Raw genomic sequence first — 21,224 nt, forward strand, 5'->3', positions numbered from 1 at the left:
GCTCCGATCATGGACCTCGGTCGGCAGACGCGCGTGCGGCAGGCGTTCGACACCTTCTTCGGGGCCGCGGAACCGCCGTCGGAAAACCCCGTCCTCGCGCTCTTCCACCGCACCGCGGAAACGGTGCCCGCGTACCGGAAGTTCCTGCGGGAGCACGGGATCGAGCCGCAGACCGTCACGACGATGGCCGACTTCGAGCGGCTGCCCCGCACCGACAAGGCCGGCTACCACCGGAAGTATCCGCTGCCCGAACTGCTCCGCGGTGGCACGTTCGACGACCTCGACATGATCGCCGTCTCCTCGGGCTCCAGCGGCCATCCGACCGTCTGGCCGCGGGCGCTCGAAGACGAACTGCACGTCGCCCGCCGCTTCGAACAGGTGCTGGCCGGCGCCTTCGCCGCCGATCGGCGCCGCACGCTCGCCGTCGTCTGCTTCCCGCTCGGGACCTGGGTGGGCGGCCTGTTCACCACCGCGTGCGTGCGGCACCTCGCCGCCAAGGGCTGCCCGATCACCGTCGTGGCGCCCGGCAACAACAAGGCGGAGATCCTGCGGGTGCTGCCCGAGCTCGCACCGCACTTCGACCAGGTGGTGCTGCTGGGCTACCCGCCGTTCGTCAAGGACGTCGTCGACACCGGCCTGGCCGAAGGCCTCGACTGGCCCGCGTACGCGATCAAGCTGGTGCTGGCGGGCGAGGTGTTCAGCGAGCAGTGGCGCGAGCTGGTGACCCGGCGGGCCGGGATCGCCGACCCGGTCCGCGACATCGCGTCGCTGTACGGCACGGCCGACGCGGGGGTGCTCGGCAACGAAACCCCGGTGTCGGCGAGCATCCGGCGGTTCCTCGCCGGCCGCCCGGAGCTGGCCCGCGAGGTCTTCGGCGACGCGCGCCTGCCGACGCTGGTGCAGTACGACCCGGCGAGCCGCTTCTTCGAGGTGCACGAGGGCACCCTCGTCTTCACCGCGGACGGCGGCATCCCGCTGATCCGCTACCACATCGCCGACGACGGCGGGCTCCTGCCGCACGCCGAGCTGCTCGCCTTCTGCGCCGAGCACGGCTTCACACCGCCGCCGGGGCCGGAGCTGCCGTTCGTGTACGTGTTCGGCCGCTCGCTGTTCACGGTGTCGTTCTTCGGCGCGAACGTCTACCCGGAGAACGTCACCGTGGGCCTGGAGCAGCCCGGCATCAGCGACACGGTGACGGGCAAGTTCGTCATCGAGTCGGTCGAGGACGCCGACCGCGACCGCCGGCTGCGCCTCACCGTCGAGACGGCACCGGGCGCCACCGCCGACCCCGCCCGGATCGCGGCCGCCGTGCGTGCCGAGCTGGTGCGGCTGAACAGCGAGTTCGCGCACTACGTCCCCGCGGAGCGGCAGCTGCCCGACGTCGTCCTGCGCCCGGCGGGCGACCCCGAGTACTTCCCGGTCGGCGTGAAGCACCGCTACACGCGGCCGGCTTAGGGCCGGGCGAGCTTGCGGAACCGCTCGCGGCGCTCCTCGGCCGACGAGCCGTCGGCGATGTCGTCGTCGAACCACGAACACAGCGCCGCCCACAGCTGGGCGCGGGCCATGAAGTCGTCCGCGGCCATCGGGGTCTGCTCGAGTTCCGCCACGTCCGCCACCAGGTGGTCCAGGCGGCGGTCGCACAGGCGGACGTACTCGCGGACGACGATGTTCGCGTCGAGGCCCGTCTTCGCGCGCGGGCCCGCCGCCCCGCGCAGCTGGGCGTGCAGGCTTTCCTCGCAATACCGCGGGAATCCGGAGATCGAGCCCGGGTAGCCGCACTCGGCCGCCCACTCGCGGAACGCGCAGATCGCCTGGTAGCGCGTGTACCAGTCCTGTTTCCCGGCCGCCAGGTTCGCCAGCTTCCGCCAGGCGTCGCGGTCGGCCGCGCGCCAGCGGTCGAGGGTGCGTCCGTCCGGCCGCGGGCCCTCGTCGAGCGCGCGGCCGCGCCAGAAGTGCGCCCGGCAGCCCGCGATCTCGGCGACGAGCCGGCGGACGTACCCGACCTGTTCCCAGACGTGGGCGCGTTGCGGGCGCAGCGGCGCCGCGCGGTCCGGGGAGAACGTCACCATCTCGAACACCCGGAACAGCTCGTGCCCGCGCAGGGCCGCCAGGTCGGGGTCCTCCCCCATCACCCAGGACCGGCGCTCCGGCAGCCGTCCGCTGTGGCTGATCGTCGCCGCGTGGTAGAGCTCCCGGACCGCGCGGCGGGCCACTTCGTCCCGCGATTCGCCGAGCAGACGCGGGTTGCGCGCGCGGTCGCGCAGGTCGCGTTCGCCGTGCGGGCCGACTTCGAGCATCGCCACCGCGTACACGCTCGCCGCGTTGTAGCACTCTTCCCACGAGCGGCGGGGCCCGGCCGCTTCGACGGTGTCGTCGAGCGCGCGCGGGTCCGGCGGCCAGCGCCGGTCCGGGCAGACGTCGGCCAGCCGGACGCGGCTGCCCGGGTAGGCGGGCTGGGGCTCGGGCACCGCGCCGGTGACCGGTTCGACGTCCGCCATCGCGCGCCGCACCACCGACCAGACCAGGGACAGGTCGAGCGCGCGGTTGGTCAGCTGCTGCCAGCTGCGGCGCCAGCGGCGGCCGAACCGCCGGTAGTCCTCGATGAGCCGCTCGATCTCGTACTGCGAAAGCGCGCAGAAGTACGACCGCATCTCCGCGGCGCGCTGGTTGTACTCGGCCAGCTGCGCCGGGGTCGCCGCGCTGACCAGGAGTTCCTCGACCGGCGCGCGCAGCACGCGCCGGTGCAGCTCGAGCCGCTTCTCCCGCGGGATCGCGTACGGCCGGGTCCGGACGTCGAGGTCGATGTACCGGCGGAAGCGCAGTTCGATCGCCGCCCGCAGTTCGGCGCGGCGCTGCGCCCGTGCGTCGCCGGGGGTGCCCGCGGTGGTGCGGCGCACCCACCAGGACCCGGCCACGGAGTCGCCGTGGCCGAGCACGAGGGCGTGCCGGTAGCGGGCGATGAGCAGGGCCACGTCGCGGTCGCGGCCGGCGTGGCGGGGCTGGCGCGCGAAGTCGGGGCCGATCCACCAGCGGGCCAGCCGCGGGTGGCCCCGGCTGCAGACGGTGATCACGTCGTCGTAGGTGGCGAGCGCGTCGAGGTGCAGGTCCAGCTGTTCCTGCAGGGCGGCGATCTCGAGTCTGATGTAGACGTTGGCCGGGTCGAGGCTGATCGCGCGGTAGTACTCGGCGAGGGCCTCGTCGTAGCGGCGGTAGGCGATGAAGTGGTTGGCGCGCTGGTAGGCGTCGAAGAGCTCGCACGGGATCTTCGCGTCGCGCCAGGCGGCCCAGTGGATGTTCGTGCGGACGTAGGCGCTGCGCGGGATGACCAGCGCGGCCACCGAGTTGGCGGCGCGGTGCAGCACGCGCGGCCAGTTCGCGTCCTCGATCACCAGCGGGCTCGCGGCGAAGCGCGGGACGCGCACGAGTTCCAGGATGAGCTGGTGGCGGCCGGGGGTGTTGCCGGGCCGGACGGTGCCGGTGACGGTGAACGCGGCCGGTGGCTGGGCGAGCCGGATCAGCTTGGTCACGGCCTTCCACCAGCCGTCCGCGGAATCGCCGGCGTGCTCGACGATCTGGAGGAAGTCGTAGGAGCTGCCGGCACCCGGGACCGGCGTCGGGGTGTAGAGGCGGGAGTCGTTGAGGAACCGCTTGAAGGTGGCGGTCAGCTCGACGGCGGAGTCGATCTCGCGGTCGTGGCTGCCTTCGGGCCGCTCGTCGACGAACACCCGGATGTCGATCTGGTTGGCCCGGTAGGCGGCGGCCTCCAGCCGCGCCTTGCCGACGAAGTACAGCGTCAGGACGGCGGAGACGAGCACCACGGACGTCTGCAGGACGGTCCAGGTGATCACGGTGGCGACCTTCGGGTCGCGCACGAACGTCCAGGCCTGGAAGAACGGCAGGTAGGGCACGACGGCGAAACCGGCCGCGACGAGCCCGGCCGCCACCGCCGCCAGCCACCACCGGATCCGGTGAGCCGCGGGCAGTTCGGCCTGGTCGAAGCCCCCGAGCCGACGCGCGTGCACCATCGATCACCCCCTCGTGTCAGATTACTCGCAGAGGGGGTGCGTTTCGTTACGGCCCGTTATCCGCGAGCTCGGCGATCACCTGCGCGTGACACGGTTCGGGGACGCACCAGCACCCGAGCCGGCGGCCGCGGAGCCCGGGCAGCAGCGCGAGCAGGTCCGGCCGGGCCAGCAGGTACGCGCGGTACCGCGCGACCACCTCTTCGCGCGTGCCGTCCGGCCCCGGCCGGAACGGGCTGGCCAGCTTCGACCCCTCGAGGTGCCAGCCCCCGCGGTGCATGGCCCGCCCGACGTAGACGACGTCGGCGTAGTCCGGATCGTCCCGGTGCCCCTTCAGGTTGACGACCGTGGTCGGCATGCGGCCCTCCTGCCCGGCTCGACGGCTGCGACACCGTTGTCCACAATCCACCGGTTCGCTCTCCATCCGGTTACACCCGATGGTCCATCTAGTGCAGATGCACTATGCTGAAGGCTCACGGTTGAGCCGTCAGCCGCTGCCGGACGTTCCCGCGCCCGGGCCGGCAGGCTGCCTCATGTCGGGCATCCCCCGTCCCGCCACGTCCGGTCCGCTCCCGCTGCCCGATGAAGCTGCCCGATGAAAGGGTGTGCCGCGATGGTTCCGGAACCACGCTCGGCCGACCACCAGCTCACCACCGACTGGCTGACCGCCGGCGGCCACATGTCCGTGCGCCTGCGCTCCCCCGGCACCGGCACCCTGCTCGTCGAGGTGACCGGCGAGGTCGACCTCGGCACCGCCCGCCGCCTCGACGTGCTCCTGCAGGACCACGTCCACGGCGAGCTCGGCGAACTCGTCATCGACCTGGCCGGCGTCACGTTCTTCTCCGTCGCCGGGCTGAACTCGCTGCTGCGCGCCCAGCTGCTCGCCGACGCGGCCGGGGCCCGCCTCACCGTGGACGCCGGGCGGTCCCGCGCGGTGCGGCGGCTGTTCACCCTGCTGCCGACCGACTTCGACAGCGTCGCGAACGTCCGGCCGGTGCCGTGACCGCTCACCCGGCCGCCTGACGGCCCAGCCGCCGGACGGCTTCGACGATCGCCGCGTTCGGCACGCCCTTCACCAGGTACTCGGTGACGCCGGCCGCGGCGAGCCCGGCGATCGAGGCCCGGTCGGCGTAGGCGGAGAAGGCCAGGATGGCGGTGCCCGGGCTGCGCCGGGCGATCTCGCGGGCCGCCCGCGCCCCGCCGCCGCCCGGCATCCGGACGTCGAGGACGGCGACCGCGGGCCGGTGCCGCTCGGCGAGCCGGATCGCCTCGTCCGCGTCGCCGGCCACCGCGACCACGGCGATGTCCGCCTCGGAATCCAGGACCTCCTTCAGGACGTCCCGGATCATCACGTCGTCGTCGGAAATCAGCACGCTCAGTTCGGTCACGGTTCGAGCTCCGTCGCGTCGGGCAGCAGGGGGAGCCAGAACTCGACGACGGTGCCGACCCCGGGTGTGCTGTCCACGGAGAGCCAGCCGTGCGCCGCTTCGGCGCGCTCGTGCATCTCGACCAGCCCGAAGTGGCCGGTGCCGGCGTCGCCGCCGGCCGTCCCGACGCCGTCGTCGCTGATCCGCACCAGGGTTCCGTTGTCCACTGTGGACAGCGTGACGCCGACCCGGGTGGCGCGCGCGTGCTTGTGGACGTTGCTCAGCGCCTCCTGGCAGATCCGGTACACGGTGATCGCCGCTTCGGGCGACGGCTCGGCGGTCAGCTCGTCCCGCACCTCGTGCGCCAGTCCCCAGCGGCCCGCGACGTCGTCGGTGTAGGCCGTGACCGCCTCCACCAGGCCGTGCCGGTCGAGTTCCGGCGGCCGCAGCCGGGAGACCAGGCCGCGCAGCCGGGCGATCGCGGCGGTGACCGACTCGTCGAGGCTGCCGACCGCGCTCGCGTGCGGTTCCGGCAGCCGGGAGGCCAGCAGCTGCAGGCGCATGCCGACGGCCACCATGGACTGGATCGACTCGTCGTGGACGTCCCAGGCGATCCGGCGCCGCTCCACCTCCTGGGCCTCGACGAGGTGCCCGACCAGCCGGCGGCGTTCGCGCAGGGCCTGCTCGGCGTTGCGGCGTTCGGTCATGTCGCGGGTGACCTTCCCGAAGCCCTGCAGCCGGCCCTGCTCGTCGAACAGCGCGGTGATCACCACGTTCGCCCAGAACCGGGTGCCGTCCTTGCGCAGCCGCCACCCCTCGTCCTCCAGCCGCCCCTGTTCGACGGCGATCTCCAGCTCCCGCGCCGGCTTCCCGGCCGCCACGTCGTCAGCCGGGTAGAAGACCGAGAAGTGCTTCCCGATGATCTCCTCGGCCGCGTACCCTTTGATGCGCTGGGCGCCGGTGTTCCAGCTCGAAATGTGCCCGCCGGTGTCCAGCATGAAGATGCCGTAGTCCTGGACGCTCTGGACGAGCAGGCGGAACCGTTCCTCGCTCTCCCGCAGCGCCAGCTCGGCCGTGCGGCGTTCGGTCACGTCACGGGTGACCTTCCCGAACCCGCGCATCCGCCCCTGCTCGTCGAACAGCGCGGTGATCACCACGTTCGCCCAGAACCGGGTGCCGTCCTTGCGCAGCCGCCACCCTTCGTCCTCCAGCCGCCCCTGTGCGGCCGCGACCTCGAGGGCGCGGGCCGGCTTTCCGGCCGCCACGTCCTCGGCCGGGTAGAACACCGAGAAGTGCTTTCCCACGATCTCCGCCGCCGTGTACCCCTTGATGCGCTCCGCCCCCGCGTTCCACGTCGAGATCCGGCCCCCGGTGTCGAGCATGAAGATCCCGTAGTCCAGTACTCCCTGCACCAACAGGCGGAACCGGTCGTCGTCCATGCGGCAACTCTGCCGGATCGCCGCCCGCCCGGCACGGCCACCGGCGGCGGGTCAGCCCGCGAGCTCGGCGGCCGCGGCGGGCAGGACACACCAGACCACCTTCCCGCGGCCGTGGCGCGCGGTCCCCCGCACCGAGGACAGGCGGTCGACGAGGGGGAGCCCCCAGCCGCCGTCGGGCCCGGCCGGACGCCGCACCGGGGGCGCCGGGTTGTCGTCGAAGACCTCGATGCGGACATCCGCGCCGTCCACGCTCAGCCGCAGGACCGGGTCACCGCAGCCGTGGCGCAGCGCGTTGGCCGCGAGCTCGGTGACGACCAGCAGCGCGTCGTCGATGGCGGCACCGGCGGTCCAGGCCAGCAGGGCGAGCCGGGTGAACCGGCGAGCGGCGGCCAGGTCGCCCGCCGAGCCGGTCAGCACGCACTCCGCGGTCAGCGGGACAGGGAAGTTCACGCTGCCAGCCTGCTCGCCGGGCACCCGGCGGCGCGAGATGCAAAAGACCCCACCCGCCTGGTGCAGGTGCATCAGCCGATGAGGCCCTCCCGGCGGGCCACCGCGACGGCTTCGAGCTTCGACCGCGCGCCGAGCTTCTCCAGCACCCGCTGCACGTGGTTGCGCGTGGTGTTGCGGGAGACGCCCAGCCGGGCGCCGATCTCGTCGGTGGTCGCGCCCTCGGCGAGCAGGTCGAGGGTTTCGCGTTCCCGCGCGGTCAGCGCCGCGCCCCCGCCGGACCCCCGGCCGGTGAGCCGGTCGAAGACGCCGGGCAGCAGCTCCGGGTCGAAGACCACGCCGCCGGCGGCGACGTCCCGCACAGCCGATTCGAGCACGCCGAGCTGAGCGGACTTCAGCAGCAGCCCCGCGCCACCCACCTTGGCGACCTGCACGGCGACGGCGGGCGTCGCGTCGCCGGTCAGCACCAGCACCCGCGCGCCACCCGCGGCGAGCCGCGGGATGACGTCCAGGGCGTCGCCGTCGGCGAGCCGCCGGTCCAGCACCACGACGTCCGGGGCGTGCTCGAGCGCGTAGGGCACCGCCTCCGTCCGGGAGCGGGCCCGGCCGACCACGGTGATCCCGTCGGCGCGGTCGAGGGCCAGCTGCAACGCCTCCGCGACCATGTCGTGGTCCTCCACCAGCAGGACACGAACGGGACGGGGCTCATCGGCGCTGCTCACGGTGTTCCCTCACTCCGGTGGTGACTGACCGCCCATCCTAGGCGCCCGGGTTGGGGATCGCCGCGGGTCACCAGGCGGGGGAACTCGGCCGCAGCAGTCCTTCGGGACCGGTCACCGGCAGCCAGTCGACGAGGTCCTCGTGGTGGCCCGCCGCCCGGAACACCGGCGGGCGGAACGAGCCGGCGGGCGGTCCGGCGACCCGCAGCACCTCGAGGAACCGGGCGACCGCGCGCGGCGCGGGCAGGATTTCCGGCCCGCCGAGGTAGCCGAGCACCTTCGCCGTACCTGCGCCCGCGGGCTCGACGACCGCCGACCAGCCGTGCACCTCGTCCCAGATGAGGGCCAGGTCGTGGCCCGGCAGGTCCGGCAGCGTGCGGTCGAGCGCGACGTACCCGGAGGCGGGCACGTCGAGGTCGAGTGAACACGATTCGAAGCCGACGCCGACGGCCCGGGCGACCCGGGCGAGGTAGGCACGCAGCCCCCGGGCGAAGTGGTATTCGATGTCCCTGCCGAAGCCGATGAGCGTGTTCATGGTTCCGCCTCCCGCGCCCGCTGCAGGCTGGGAATACCCGATTCGGTGGGCGATCACACTTTCGTGTTCATTCTTCGATCGCCCCGCCCCCCGCCCGCAAGTGCGCGCGGAAAGTCAAGGAGGGATCCGTTTCCCGCGCCGCAAGGAATTCACCGAAACGCACCTGCTGCCGCAACGGTTCGCCGCCGCGGATCCGGTCGGCCTGGCGGCGTTCGGTGTCGCGGATTCCTTCGGCGAGGGCGAACAATTCACCCGCACGGGCGAGCGGGACGAAGAGGACACCGTCGTCGTCGCCCAGGACGAGGTCCGCCGGGCCGATCCGCCAGGTCCCGACGATCGCCTCGGCCAGCCCGCCGTCGACGCGGGGTCCCAGGCTGAGCGGACCGGTGGGCAGGGAGCCGAGGCTGAACACCGGCAGCCCGATGGCGCGGATGTCCGCGGTGTCGCGGTGCAGGCCCCAGACCACCACCCCGGAGAGCCCGGCGGCGCGCGCTTCGAGGACGACGAGGTCACCGACGCAGCTTTCGTCGAGCCGGCCGCCGTTGTCGACCACCAGCACGCCGCCTTCGGGGGCGTCCTCGAAGGCTTCGAGGAAGACGTCGACACTGCCGACGTGCCGGGCCGGGACGGCCGGGCCGAACAAGCGGCTGCCCGGCACCACCGCGCGCGTCGGCGCCGGCGCGCAGCGCACCGGGAGCCCGGCGCGGATGCACGCGTCGGCGAGGTGGGCGGTGGTCAGCGCCGCGAAACGCTGTCTGAGATCGTCCATGCCCCGAACTTAGCCAGCGTCGCGAGTCTCCCCGCTCAGCCACGCCAGGTACTCCGCGCTGCCGCCGACGATCGGGGTGGCGATCACCTCCGGCAGGTCGTAGCCGTGCAGCTGCCGGAGGCGTTCGGTGAGCGCCGGGACGCGATCGGCGGTGGTCTTGATTTCGACCCGCCACTCCTGATCGGTCTGCACGGCGCCCTCCCACCGGTAGACGCTGGTGATCGGGCCGACGACCTGGGCGCAGGCCCCCAGCCGGGCTTCGACCGCCTGCGCGGCCAGTTCCCGCGCCGCCGCTTCCGAATCCGTCGTGGACGTCACGATCACGTGTTCTGCCGCCATGCTCGCGAGGCTACCGCCGCCGCGACGGGGATCAGGTCGTCGTCCTCGGGCTCGTCGTGGTCGTCGGTGTCGTGGTCGTCGTCTTCGAGCTCGTCGTGGTCGGGGACGTCGTCGTCGTACGAGTCGGCGTCTTGCGCCGGGTCGTCGCGGGATCCGTGTGCGGCGGTACCACCGTCGCGTGGGTCGTCTCCGGGCTCTCCGGCGACGGCAGCGTCACCAGCGTGGGTGTCTCGCTCGCCGAGCTCGTCGCCGTCGCCGGCGCCGGGGTGTTCCCCGCCGGGCTGCCGCCGGAGTTGCTCACCGCCACCGCCACGCCGCCGATCGCGACGACCGCCACCGCGCACAGGCCCACCACCACGCCGCGGCGGGAGGCCCGCCGCCCCGGGGTCGCGCCCTTGGCACCGCCCAGCGCCGGTGGCGGTGCGCCCGCTCCGAACCCGGGCGTCGCCATCGCGCGCGTCTCCTGCCGCGGCGACGGCACGCGCGGGGCGTCGGCCACCACCGGCGGGACCGCCGGCCTCGGCTCCGCCGCCTGCACCAGCCCGGAGCGTCCGGAGGCGAGGGCCGCCGCTCCGAGCGCGACGCCGTACTTCGGGTGGATGTCGACGGCCGTCGGGCGGCCGAGTTCCGCGGACACCAGCTGGGACACCAGCGGGATGCGCGACGAGCCGCCCACCAGCAGTACCGCGCCGAGGTCGGCCGGGCGCAGGTTCGCCGAACGCAGGGCGCGGTGCAGCGAACCGATCGTCGCCGCGATCGACGGGCGGATCATCTCCTCGAACTCACCGCGTGTCAGCCGCACCTCGGTCTGCACCGACGGCAGCAGCACCGGGACGGCCACCTCGGTGTCCGCGGACAGGGCTTCCTTCGCCAGCACGCACTCCTGGCGCAACCGCACGACCGCCGCCACCGCGCCCGGGTCGTCCGGGTCGAGCTGCGACAGCTTCCCGTCGAGGGCCCGGTCGACGTGCCCGAACACGGCCTCGTCGAAATCGATGCCGCCCAGGCCCTCGATGCCTTCCGGGGTGCCGAGGATTTCGAACCCGCCGTTGCGCTTGCGGAGCACGGTCGCGTCGAACGTGCCGCCGCCGAGGTCGTACACCGCGACGACCGCACCGTCGTCGAGACGCTCCTGGGCCGCGTAGTGCGCCGCCGCGGCCTCGGGCTCGGTGACCAGGCCGACGTGGTCGATCCCGGTCAGCCTGGGCACCTGCTCGAACAGTTCCCGCTTGTACGGTCCCCAGTTCGCCGGGTGGGTCAGCGTGATGCTGTCCGGGCGGCCGCCCTGCTGCCCGGCGACCGTCCGCACCACGTACCCGAGCAGGTGGGCCATCAGCGACGCCACCGAGTGCGGCGCGCCGCCGAGCAGCACCGGTGTCGGGTCGCCCAGGCGCCGTTTGAACTCCCGTGCCACGCGGTCGGGTTCGACGGACGCGCGCCGGCTCGCCGCGTCACCGACGAGCACGCTGCCGTCGGCCCGCAGCAGCACCACCGACGGGATGGCCGCCGTGCGGTCGCCGAGCGAGACCATTTCGACGTGGCCGGCCCGGTCGACGGCGGCGGCCGTGAAGGTCGTGCCGAGGTCGATGCCCAGTCCGTAACCCATTTCAGCCTCCGTCGCCGGTGTGCGCGTGATCCGCGGCCGGGTGGTCTGCGGGAACCGGCTCCGGCTCCTCGATGTGGTGGTCTTCGTGCGCCGGCAGGTGGTGCGGCACCTCCGGCGTCGGGTCGTGCGGTGCCGGCGGTGGGTCGTCCGGCAGGTGCCGCGCGGCCGGTACGGAGTCCGGCTGCGGCCCGTCGTGCCGCGGTGGTTCGAACGGGTGCTCGTTCTCCGCGCGATCCGGGTGCCCTGGCGGCTCGAACGGAGACTCCTTCTCCGCCGGATCCGGGTGCCGTGGCGGCTCGAACGGATGCTCCTTCTCCGCGGGGTGCGGCCGGGTGCCGGTGACCTCACCGGCGTCGTGGTGCACCGGTTCGCGTCCGGTGGCGAAGCTGTGCCGCGGGACCGGGTGCTCGGCGAGCGACGCCGACGCCGCCAGCGTGGTCTCGACGGCCACCGGCGCGCTGTCCACTGTGGACGGTACACGGACGGCCGTGACGACCGGCGGGGGCAGCGGGCCCGGCAGCGCCGGCGCCGGGGCGGTGACCTGCGCGGTCACCGTGGCGCCGCGCCCCTTGTCCGCGATCACCTCGGTCTGGTGGACGACCGGCCCGGCCGGCTCGCCGAACGGGTCCTCGGCCTCGGCCTGCTCGTCCACGACGACCCCGACCTCGATCCCGGGCGGCCCGGTCCCGGCCTCGTCGAGGAGCACCGTCTCGTCCTGGAACACCTCGATGTCGCCGTGCCCCGGCGCGTCGGGGGTGAGCTCGTAGGTCAGCGAACCCTCGTGCTCCACGGTGATCGTGCCGTCCGGGTTCTCGTGGACGACGATGCCGGCGTCCTGGACGATGTCGATGTCCGTGTCGCCGGGGGTCCCGTCGCCGGGGACGACGAGGTGCTGGTGGTCGACGTACACCTCGTCGCGGCCGTGGTTGTGCACCACGAACCGCTCGGTGGCGTCGATGATGAAGTTGCCGAACTCGTCCTCGCGCACGTCGATCTGTTCGAACTCCTCGACGGTGGGCAGCTCCTCCAGCGGCACGCCGCCGGTCGTCTCCGGGTGCCAGACCGTGCCGGTCTGCGCTTCCACGTGGCCGTCCTCGCCGCGGGTGACGGTGCTGGTCTCGACCTGCGGCACGTACTCGTGGGCAGGCACGTCGTGCGCGGTCTCGGCGACGACGGGCTGCGGCGGAGGCGGCGGTGCCGACGCGGCCGGCGACCCGGGCGTGAGCACGTTGCCCGCCACCTCCGACGCGACGGCGCCGGCGACGGCCGCGGCCGTCCGCTTGATCTTCTTCGGCAGCTCGTTCACGACAGGACCTCCGCACGGGCTTCGCTGAGCAGGATTCCCTCGCAGGTGCGGACCAGCACCCGCGCCGCGTCGCGGACGTCGCGCGGGGAGGCGGGGTGCTCGGCGCGCCGCTGCCACCTCAGCAGCTGCGCGCCGAGCGCCTGCCGGATCGCGGTGCGTCCCGCGTCCCCCGGCAGGCCCAGCCGGCTCGGCACGTCCACTCCGGTCGCGCCGAGCAGCCGTTCCGCGTCGCGGGCTTCGTCGGTGGTGAACAGCACGGCGCCGAGCCGGATCGCGTCGATCAGCCGGATCTCGGCGAATTCGTGCGCCCCGGCGACGATCCGCTCCCATTCGTGCAGCAGGCCGCCGGTGCGGTCCGGGTAGGCGCGCAGCACCTGTTCCACCGCCTGCAGCGCCGAGCGGGCCTTGAGCACGTCGGCCCGCGCGGCGAACTGCGTGGTCAGCAGTGACCGGAGGCCGTGCAGGCCGCTGCGGGCCAGCAGCTCGCCGGACAACGCGCGGGCGCCCGTCACAAGATCGCCGCCGACCAGCTCGAGCGCCAGCCGCACGCCGAACAGGCCGTAGCGGTCCAGCAGCTCGGCGCGTTCGGCCGCCGGGACGTCCACCTCCGCCTCGCCGGCGAACCGGTCGGCCGACGTCAGCAGCCTCGCCACTTCGGCCTCCGGCGCGGCCGCGAGCCGCCGGAACGCGCGGAACTCGGACTCCTTGAGCGACGCCGCGGAGCTGGCCAGCAGCCCGGCCACCGGGACCACGGTCTGGCAGAGCCCGCGGACGCGGGAGTCGCGGGCGTAGCGGCCGGCGATCTTCGCCGCCGAGTCGAGCGCGTCGGTCCGGGCGTGCCCGACTTCGTCGGCCTTCGCCAGCACGCCGATGGTGTTCACCGGGCGGCGCTGCGCCGGGTCGTCGTGGAAGGCGTCGAGGAACCGGACGTCGTCGCCGTGCACGTGCCGCATCAGGTACACCACGGCGTCCGCGGTGCCCACGCCGTCACCCTCGGGCACCAGCGCCGCTTCGGTGCGGCCCGAGACCTCCGCGCGGGCCGAACCGAGCCCGGGCGTGTCGATCAGCGTCATCGCGCGCAGGGCGGGCGACGGCCAGTCGACGACGAGCCGCTCGACGTCGTCGGGCGCCATGCCGAGCTCGAGCCCGAGGGTGCCGGACAGACGGCCGAAGGGCAGCTGGCGCGGCATGCCGCGGACCGGGTGCAGCATGATCCGGTAGGTCGGGCCGTTGCGGTACCAGGTGACGACGCGGGTGCACTCCCCCGCGTCGGTCGCCGCCAGTTCCTGGCCGACGAGCGCGTTGAGCAGGGTGGACTTCCCGGCCTTGACGCGGCCGGCGATCGCGACGCGCAGGGGTTCGGCGAGCCGGCCGGCGATCTGCCGCAGCTGCGGCTCGGCGGGCGAGCCCGCGTAACCGGCGCACGCGCGGGCGACGAACCCGCGGACCTGGAGGTGGAGCGGGGTCATCGGGCCACCTCCTTGACGGGCTTGGCACCACTGCGGACGGTGAGCTCTTCGGCGCGGCGGGCGAGCACCTCGAGTGCTTCGATGTCGGCCTCCAGCCGCTTGAGCTCCGCCACCTCGGCGTCGTCGTCGACAACGGCTTTCTTGGCGTTCGCGAGTGCTTCGGTGAGGGAACGCTGCAGTTCTTCGACGCGCGCGCTGTAGGCGTCGCGGAGTTCTCTTTGGACGGTGCGCATCGCGTCCCGTGAATCCTTGCCGACCTGGAGGTTGAACTCGTCGACGAACCGGCGCACCGCGGTCTTGGCCAGGCCGCGGCGCTTCTCCAGCTGCCGCTTGCGCTCGTCGACGAAGCCGGAACGGCCCATCAGCAGGCCGGCCGCCACGCCGAACGGCGTCGGGATGGCCAACGCGGCCATCTTGGTGAGCATGGAGAACATCAGGAAGCCGCTGTAGGCCTTCTGGAACGCGGCCATCCCGGTGGCGCCGCGGGTCTTGACGCCGGTGAAGGACGAGTCGATGTCGATCTCCTCGACGACCTTCACCGGCGCCCGGACCTCGCGCGGCAGCACGGCCTGGGATTCGGCGAGCTCGAAGTGGTCGGCGACCCGGCCGGCCAGGACCCGGGCCTCCTTGACGAAGGTCGTGTAGTTCTCGAGCGTCTCGTTCGCCAGGCGCTGCCGCAGCCATTTCTCGAACTCGGCCCAGTTCTTGGCGGGGTCGCCGTCCTCGATGGCCTCTTCGGCCTCGTGGAGGACGCCGCGGGAGCGGGCGCGCAGGTCGAAGTCCACATCGGACGAAATGTCCGCGAAGCCGTCGAAGAGCAGCTGTTGCCACTTGGCGGACTGGCTGCGCAGCGCGTCGACGCGGTCGTTGACCCGGCTCAGTTCCGCGATGAGCGCGGCGGACTGCTCGGGGTGGGCGAGCGCGGTGCGGCGGGCGCGCAGCCCGGCGTGCAGCTGCCCGACGGCGGACCCGACGTGCAGGCCGACGGCGTTGAGCGCGGACCGCTCGGCGTCCCCGACGACGCCCTGCAGGCGTTTGACCAGCTGCGGGAAACCGGATTCGACGTTCATCTCCTGGTCGGCCGAGCGGGCGGCGACGGTGCGCAGTTCCGACGAGACGGCGATCGTGTCGATGGCGATGCCGCAGGCTTCGAGGTGGCCGGCGTTGAGCTCGAGGATGCGCCGCCACTGCGGGTAGAGGTCGATCTTGGTGAGGACGAAGAAGACGGCCGGGCAGAGTTCCTTCACCGTGCGGAGGAACCGCAGCTCGGCGCCGGTGAGTTCCTGGGAGGCGTCGGAGAGGAAGAGGACCGCGTGCGCCCGCGGGAGGGAGCTCACGGTGACGGCGTTGTGCAGCGAGCCGAGCCCGCCGACGCCCGGGGTGTCGACCAGCACCAGCCCCCCGGAGAGCAGCTGGCGGCTGATCGACGCGGTGACCGACTTGAGCCTGCGGACGTTGCCGGGGTTGCCGGCTTCGCTCACGTGGGCCGGAAGGTCTTCGAGGGAGATCCGCTCGGTCCACGGCGGCGACGACGGGTCGGCCGGCTCGTAGGTCGCCAGGGCCCCGGACTCCGGCGCGTACCGGACGACGGTCGGCACCGCGGTCGCGATGTCGTCGTCGACCGGGCAGATCTTCGCGGTCAGCAGGGCGTTGATGAGCGAGCTCTTGCCCTGCTTGAATTCCCCGACGACGTAGACGGTGACGTCGGGTTCGGACAGCAGGCGCCGGGCGTCGGTGAGGCGCTGGACGAGATCGTCCCGCCCGTAGGCTTTCGCACCCTTGACGGCAAGGTCCAGGGTGTCGAGGGCAATGCGCCCCCCGCCACTCGGCTCCTGCATGACCGCTCCTCTTGCTCGTTCACTCGATTGCCGGTGTCGGCTCAGTAGTGGTCGACGTCGTGGTGCTGGTGATCGACGTGGTGGCCGTGGTCGTGGCCGCCGTGGTGGTGCTCGTGTTCGTGGCCGTGGTCGTGGTGCTCGGTGGCCGCCTGCTCGTTGAACTGGTTCTCGTGGTGGCCCTGGGCCTGCTCGTTCTGGAAGATGTTGCCGTGGCCGCCCGTGGAGGCCTGCTCGTTGAACTGGTTCCCACCGTGGTGACCCTGCGCCTGCTCGTTCTGGAAGACGTTGCCGCGACCGCCGGTCGAAGCCTGCTCGTTGAACTGGTTGCCACCGTGGCCGCCGGAACCCTGCTCGTTCTGGAAGATGCTCCCGTGGCCGCCCGTCGAGGCCTGCTCGTTGAACTGGTTCCCACCGTGGTGACCCTGCGCCTGCTCGTTCTGGAACACGTCACCGCGACCGCCGGTCGAAGCCTGCTCGTTGAACTGATTCCCGCCATGTCCGCCCGAGCCCTGCTCGTTCTGGAACACGTCACCGCGACCGCCCGTCGAGGCCTGCTCGTTGAACTGGTTGCCACCGTGGCCACCGGAACCCTGCTCGTTCTGGAAGATGTCGCCGACGCCGCCGCCCGTGGAGGCCTGCTCGTTGAACTGGTTCCCACCGTGACCGCCCGAGCCCTGCTCGTTCTGGAACACGTCACCGTGGTGGCCGGCCGAAGCCTGCTCGTTGAACTGGTTGCCACCGCGGCCGGCGCCTTGCTCGTTCTGGAAGATGTCCCCGCGACCGCCCGAGGAGGCCTGCTCGTTGAACTGGTTCCCGCCGGAACCGCTCGAGCCCTGCTCGTTCTGGAAGATGTCCCCGCCACCACCCGTGGAAGCCTGCTCGTTGAACTGGTTCCCACCGGAACCACTCGAGCCCTGCTCGTTCTGGAAAACGTCGCCCGATGAAGTCGTCATCGTGTGCACTCCTGACATTCGGATCGGTGAAGCCCGTGCCCCTCCGTTGTCATCCAGTGTTGAGCCACCGCACGCCCGGGTCATGAGTAGCGACCTACTCGGCTTCCCGGCGGCGCACCCGGCCGGCTACCTACGGACCGTCGCCCGGGTTACTCCCCGGCTCCGGCCGGCCTACCACCGAAGCGAGCTCCCGCCGCCCCGAAATTCCCAGCTTCGCGTACACACCGTGCAGCACGTTGTCCACCGTCCGGACGGATACGACGAGACGGTCGGCGACGGCCCGGCTCGTCAAGCCCGTGGCCACCAAGCGGGCGATCTCCAGCTCGCGGACCGTCAGGTCGAGCGGGGTGTCCAGCAACGCCAGCGCCGGCGTCGCGGCGTCCTCACAGGACGCGAGCCACGACTGGGCCCGCTGGGCCGAGCCGACCGCGCTGCCCAGCTTGCCCGCCGTACGGTGGAGCCGCGCCGCCTCGGCCGCGGCCTCCGCCGCCAGCAGCCGGGCCCCGGTGCCGGCGAACGCCGAGGCGACAGTGTCCAAACCGGCCGCGTCCCCCGTGGACAGCGCCCGCGTGTGGGCCGCGTACAGCGACACCAGCGGCCCGTCCAGGTCCGACGAGAACTCGGGCACGCCGAAGCGGACCAGGTCGTGCCGGATCTCCGCCGCGACCGCCGCCCGGCCCGACGCCTCCGCAGCCGACGCGGCCGCTGCGGCCAGCTGCGCGGCCCGGGTCAGCTCGCCCCGGGCCGCGGCCGCCCAGGCGCCGGCCCAGTCACCGAGGGGGCCGGGCAGGTCCACGTCCTCGGGTCGCCCCGCCATCGCCGAGGCCCGGGCCCACGCCCCCGTCACCGCGGGGCGGAATTCGTACGGCTGGTCATGTCCCTCCACGGCCAGCGCTTCGCGGAGCCGGCGGATCGCCGCGCGCACGTTGCCGTACGCGAGCGCGACCGTCCCGAGGGACGCCGCCGCCCCCGCCAAGGCCGGACCCCAGCGGTCGCGGACCGCATCCCGGTAGTCCTCGCCCGCCAGGTCCTCGGCCTCTTCCAGGCGGCCCGCCCGGCAGAGCGCGACGATCCGGGCGTGCTCGAGCCGGACCCGGGACCCCGGCACGGAAGCACCGGACGCCGCGATCGCGAGACCCTCTTCGACGACGCCGAGGCACGCCTCGGTGCGCCCGGACTCGGCCAGCGCCCCGGCCGCGACCACGAGTGCCCCGAGGCGGAGCTCGTCGCCGCGGTGGTTGCGGTCCAGCGCCGGGCCGAGCAGGTCCAGGGCCGCGCGGGACGCACCGGCCGCCGCACGCAGGGCCGCCCGGGCGATCACCAGGTCGTCGGCCGTGCCGGACACCGCCGTCTCGGCCGTGTCCAGCACCACTTCGGCGTCGGAGAACCGGTTCAGGCCGAACGCCAGGTTCCGCGCCCGCGTCCCGGCGACGCGCGCGTGCTGGACGTCCGACACCGTTTCGCCGGCGAGCTCCGCCAGCAACGCGTCGGCGTCGGCGTGCCGTCCGCCCGCGATCCGGACCTGGGCCAGCAGGAACTTCGCGGCGAACCCGCCGCTCAGCCGGACCGCTTCCGCGGCCAGCTGCTCGGCCTGCGGGAAGTCCTTGCGCAGCAACGTCTCCGCCGCGGCGCGGACGAGCTCCGGGTCGGTCGGCAGCCCGGCGGCCAGCCGCCAGCGCACCAGCCGCGGCTTGTCCTCGGCGCGCCGGGCGCCGGTCAGGTCCAGGGTGCCGGCGAGGATGCGGTAGGTGTCGCGCTGCCGCAGCGGCGACGTGCGCCGCCGGATCACCTCCGCGTAGAGCGGGTGCGCGAGACGGACGTTCAGCCGCCGCCCGGTGCGTTCTGACACGACAAGCCCGGCGCGCTCGGCGGAGGCCAGCACGCGCGCGGCGCCGAGCCGCAGCAGGGGTTCGCAGCCCAGCGGCTCCCCGAAGGCCAGCAGTTCCAGCAGCCGCCGTTCGTCGGCATCGACGCGGTCGGTGCGGATTTCGATCAGCTCGACCAGCCGCGGCGTCGCACGGAGGGCGCCGCTCCACCGCCACACGCCGTCGGTGGCCGACAGCGCACCGCTGTCGAGCCCGCCCTGGAGGAGCTCCCGCAGGAACAGCGGGTTCCCGAGGGTCAGGTGCCACAGCCGGTGCTCCGCGCCGTCCTCGAGCCGCCCGCCCAGGACCGCGGTGACCAGCTCGGCGGTCTGCGGCCGGGTCAGCTCGCCGACGTCGAGCCGCTCGGCGACGCGGTCCTTCCACATCGCGAACACCGGGTCGGGCACGCTCACCCCGTGCGGCGCGATCACGACGACGAACGCCGACGCGGTCGCGGCCAGCTGGTGCACCAGGGTCGCCGACAGGTCGTCGAGCAGGTGCGCGTCGTCGACGCAGAGTACGAGCCGGCGCCCCTCCGCACCGCGGGTGAGGTGGCCGGCGACCTGGTTGAGCCGGTGGGCGCGGTCCGCCGTGCCGTCGGCGCTGCCGGGCAGGAGGTGGGCGAAGGCCCCGAACGGAATCGTCGAAGCGGACGACATCGCGCGCACCCAGTGCGTGCGCGCCCCGCCGGCGGCCAGCTCGGCCAGCAGCACCTTGGCCAGGCGCGTCTTGCCGGCGCCGGCGCGCCCGGTCAGCAGCAGGCCGCACACCTCGGCGTCGGCCAGCGCCCGGCGCGCGAACGCCAGTTCCTGTTCGCGGCCGACCAATGGCCAGTCGTTCACCACCCCCACTGCCTCCCCACCCGCCTCCGTACAGTCGTGCTGGGATCATGACAACGCCGGGGCCCGCGAAGTACCGAATCCGCACAGCAATTTGGCATAAATCGCCAAGCGGTGCGACATAACCGACATAGCAGACACTTGATCTGCGATTTCGTGAGCATTTTCCAGCCATTCTCGGGACGCCGTGATCAACCGTTTCCGCGGAATTCAGGACAATGTCTCGCCGGACGGCCAGGATGGGCACGGCCCGTTCCCCGACGTGAGGACCCGAGGATGCGCCGTCTGCCCGCACTCGCCACCGCCGTGCTCACCGCTTCCGCGCTGCTGACCGCCGGAACCGCCCACGCCGCGAGCCCGCCGTTCCCCGCGTCGGTGTTCCGCGCGACCCACAACAGCTATTCGGGGAATGTCGACGGTGCCAAGAACTCGCTCGCCTACCAGCTCGACCACGGCGTGCGGTTCCTGGAACTCGACGTGCACGACAACGGCTACGCCACTTCGCGCGACTACGCCGTGGGGCACGACTCGCCCGGGAACCTCGTGGACCACGGCGGCGGCAACCCGGCTTCGAACAACCTCCGGGACTGGCTGGCGGTGGTGAACACGTGGTCCGCGCAGCACCCGGCCGCCGCCCCGATCGTCGTCATGCTCGACCTCAAGGACGACCTGACCGACAACCCGTCGTTCGCCGCGGGCAACCTGACCGCGCTCGACCAGGAGCTCGAGTCGGTGTTCGGCGCGCGGCTGCTGCGCGCGCAGGACTACCCGGCCGCGCAGCCGGACGTCGACGCGCTGCGCGGGCGCGTGCTGCCGCTGCTGTCCGGTGACGGCGGCTCCCGCACCGAGTACAAGCGCGACGTCGGCTACCACCCGGCGGTCGCGCTGAACGGCCGCGGCCAGGTGGTCGAGGTGCACGACTCCGGGGCCGGCGCGCTCTGGTACTGGACCGGGACCTACGGCGCCGACGGGCGGATCACCTGGCTGCGGCACGGCAAGTACGACAGCGGGCAAACACCGGCGGTCGCGCTGAACGACAACGGCGACCTGGTCGAGGTCCACCAGTCCCAAAGCGCGGCCACGCTCTGGTACCACGTCGGCAAGCTCGGCGCGGACGGCGAGATCACCTGGCAGGCCAGCCACCAGTACGACAACGGCGTGCTGCCGACAGTCGCCTTCACCGACGCGACACACCTGCGGGAAATCCACCAGAGCCAGAGCAGCAGCCAGAACTGGGACTGGGACGGCGTCCTGGCGGGCACGACGGTGGCGTGGACCGGCAACGCCAAGACCTCCGACGCGCGGTTCGCCAAGGCGAGCGCCACCGGCGGCAGCCGGCGCGTGAGCGTCTGGACCGGCGCGGACGGGCCGACCTCGGCGCAGACGCTGCGCGCCGACACCGACCGGGTCGGCGGCGACCGGATCCGCTACCGCCAGGTCGCGTTCGACGAGTTCCAGCAGGGCGACAGCGCGGAGCTGCAGCAGGGCGCGCTGTTCTACGGCGCGCCCGCGACGGAATCGGCGTTCATCACCTCGGCCCGCCTGGCGGGCAAGCTGGTCCGCGGCTGGGACTTCGACTCCGCGGGCCAGGCGACCACTCCCCTGGCGAACTACCCGGCGACCAACCACCCGTACGACAGCTGGTACCAGAACCTGCTCGCCCAAGCGGGCGCGGTCGAGTAGCGGGCCGCCGGCGAAGGTCCGGAACTGT

At 73.0% G+C, this 21,224-nt stretch carries 18 protein-coding genes; 4 read left to right on the forward strand and 14 right to left on the reverse strand.

Annotation, left to right across the window (positions count from 1 at the left end):
- The first annotated feature begins 9 nt into the window (after positions 1 to 9).
- Entirely contained in the window at positions 10 to 1,455 is a 1,446-nt protein-coding gene (locus tag ISP_RS26855; protein ID WP_230468369.1) for a phenylacetate--CoA ligase family protein, read from the forward strand.
- On the opposite strand, the gene ISP_RS26860 is transcribed toward ISP_RS26855, so the two are convergent.
- Both ISP_RS26860 and ISP_RS26865 read right to left on the reverse strand, forming a co-directional pair.
- On the reverse strand, positions 1,452 to 4,025 hold the full coding sequence (locus ISP_RS26860) for a tetratricopeptide repeat protein (protein ID WP_013226982.1): 2,574 nt from the start codon (positions 4,023 to 4,025) through the stop codon (positions 1,452 to 1,454). The two genes, ISP_RS26855 and ISP_RS26860, sit on opposite strands and share 4 nt — an antisense overlap.
- Before the next feature lie 46 nt (positions 4,026 to 4,071).
- Positions 4,072 to 4,380 carry a DUF4326 domain-containing protein gene (locus tag ISP_RS26865; protein ID WP_013226983.1) on the reverse strand — a complete coding sequence of 103 codons (309 nt, stop codon included), beginning with the start codon at positions 4,378 to 4,380 and terminating at the stop codon, positions 4,072 to 4,074.
- 255 nt (positions 4,381 to 4,635) lie between these two features.
- Between ISP_RS26865 and ISP_RS26870 the strand changes: the two genes are divergently transcribed.
- Positions 4,636 to 5,025 carry an STAS domain-containing protein gene (locus ISP_RS26870; protein ID WP_013226984.1) on the forward strand — a complete coding sequence of 130 codons (390 nt, stop codon included), beginning with the start codon at positions 4,636 to 4,638 and terminating at the stop codon, positions 5,023 to 5,025.
- A gap of 4 nt (positions 5,026 to 5,029) precedes the next feature.
- Here the strand turns inward: ISP_RS26870 and ISP_RS26875 are convergent, their stop codons facing one another.
- The 11 genes from ISP_RS26875 to ISP_RS26925 all read right to left on the reverse strand — a co-directional run bounded on the left by ISP_RS26875 (position 5,030) and on the right by ISP_RS26925 (position 15,856).
- Complete coding sequence (locus tag ISP_RS26875; protein WP_013226985.1) at positions 5,030 to 5,410, reverse strand: response regulator; 381 nt, start codon at positions 5,408 to 5,410, stop codon at positions 5,030 to 5,032.
- Positions 5,407 to 6,828, reverse strand: a complete 1,422-nt coding sequence (locus ISP_RS26880; protein ID WP_013226986.1) for a PAS domain-containing sensor histidine kinase — start codon at positions 6,826 to 6,828, stop codon at positions 5,407 to 5,409. The genes ISP_RS26875 and ISP_RS26880 overlap by 4 nt, the downstream gene beginning before the upstream one ends.
- Before the next feature lie 51 nt (positions 6,829 to 6,879).
- The gene (locus ISP_RS26885) at positions 6,880 to 7,278 is read right to left on the reverse strand and encodes an ATP-binding protein (RefSeq protein ID WP_230468370.1); all 399 of its coding nucleotides are present in this window, start codon (positions 7,276 to 7,278) and stop codon (positions 6,880 to 6,882) included.
- A 71-nt stretch (positions 7,279 to 7,349) separates the two neighbouring features.
- Complete coding sequence (locus ISP_RS26890; RefSeq protein WP_013226988.1) at positions 7,350 to 7,997, reverse strand: response regulator transcription factor; 648 nt, start codon at positions 7,995 to 7,997, stop codon at positions 7,350 to 7,352.
- A gap of 67 nt (positions 7,998 to 8,064) precedes the next feature.
- Positions 8,065 to 8,529, reverse strand: a complete 465-nt coding sequence (locus ISP_RS26895; protein ID WP_013226989.1) for a DUF6292 family protein — start codon at positions 8,527 to 8,529, stop codon at positions 8,065 to 8,067.
- A gap of 67 nt (positions 8,530 to 8,596) precedes the next feature.
- The gene (locus ISP_RS26900; protein WP_013226990.1) at positions 8,597 to 9,298 is read right to left on the reverse strand and encodes an RraA family protein; all 702 of its coding nucleotides are present in this window, start codon (positions 9,296 to 9,298) and stop codon (positions 8,597 to 8,599) included.
- Positions 9,299 to 9,307: 9 nt separating this feature from the next.
- Positions 9,308 to 9,637 carry a divalent-cation tolerance protein CutA gene (gene cutA, locus ISP_RS26905; protein ID WP_013226991.1) on the reverse strand — a complete coding sequence of 110 codons (330 nt, stop codon included), beginning with the start codon at positions 9,635 to 9,637 and terminating at the stop codon, positions 9,308 to 9,310.
- Between the two features lie 31 nt (positions 9,638 to 9,668).
- A complete protein-coding gene (locus ISP_RS26910) occupies positions 9,669 to 11,243 on the reverse strand; it encodes an Hsp70 family protein (RefSeq protein WP_013226992.1) in 1,575 nt (524 codons plus the stop codon).
- A gap of 1 nt (position 11,244) precedes the next feature.
- On the reverse strand, positions 11,245 to 12,549 hold the full coding sequence (locus tag ISP_RS26915; RefSeq protein WP_013226993.1) for a hypothetical protein: 1,305 nt from the start codon (positions 12,547 to 12,549) through the stop codon (positions 11,245 to 11,247).
- Positions 12,546 to 14,018, reverse strand: a complete 1,473-nt coding sequence (locus ISP_RS26920; protein ID WP_013226994.1) for a dynamin family protein — start codon at positions 14,016 to 14,018, stop codon at positions 12,546 to 12,548. The genes ISP_RS26915 and ISP_RS26920 overlap by 4 nt, the downstream gene beginning before the upstream one ends.
- Entirely contained in the window at positions 14,015 to 15,856 is a 1,842-nt protein-coding gene (locus ISP_RS26925; protein WP_013226995.1) for a dynamin family protein, read from the reverse strand. Before ISP_RS26925 ends, ISP_RS26920 begins: the two co-directional genes overlap by 4 nt.
- A gap of 47 nt (positions 15,857 to 15,903) precedes the next feature.
- Between ISP_RS26925 and ISP_RS26930 the strand changes: the two genes are divergently transcribed.
- The gene (locus ISP_RS26930) at positions 15,904 to 16,800 is read left to right on the forward strand and encodes a hypothetical protein (protein ID WP_265049862.1); all 897 of its coding nucleotides are present in this window, start codon (positions 15,904 to 15,906) and stop codon (positions 16,798 to 16,800) included.
- Between the two features lie 139 nt (positions 16,801 to 16,939).
- Here the strand turns inward: ISP_RS26930 and ISP_RS26935 are convergent, their stop codons facing one another.
- Positions 16,940 to 19,519, reverse strand: a complete 2,580-nt coding sequence (locus ISP_RS26935) for an AAA family ATPase (protein ID WP_235190577.1) — start codon at positions 19,517 to 19,519, stop codon at positions 16,940 to 16,942.
- Between the two features lie 270 nt (positions 19,520 to 19,789).
- Here ISP_RS26935 and ISP_RS26940 point away from each other — a divergent pair, with 270 nt between their 5' ends.
- Complete coding sequence (locus ISP_RS26940) at positions 19,790 to 21,196, forward strand: PI-PLC domain-containing protein (RefSeq protein ID WP_013226998.1); 1,407 nt, start codon at positions 19,790 to 19,792, stop codon at positions 21,194 to 21,196.
- The last annotated feature ends 28 nt before the right edge of the window (positions 21,197 to 21,224 follow it).

It is taken from the genome of Amycolatopsis mediterranei, assembly GCF_026017845.1.
In the GTDB taxonomy this organism is placed as follows: Bacteria; Actinomycetota; Actinomycetes; order Mycobacteriales; family Pseudonocardiaceae; genus Amycolatopsis; species Amycolatopsis mediterranei.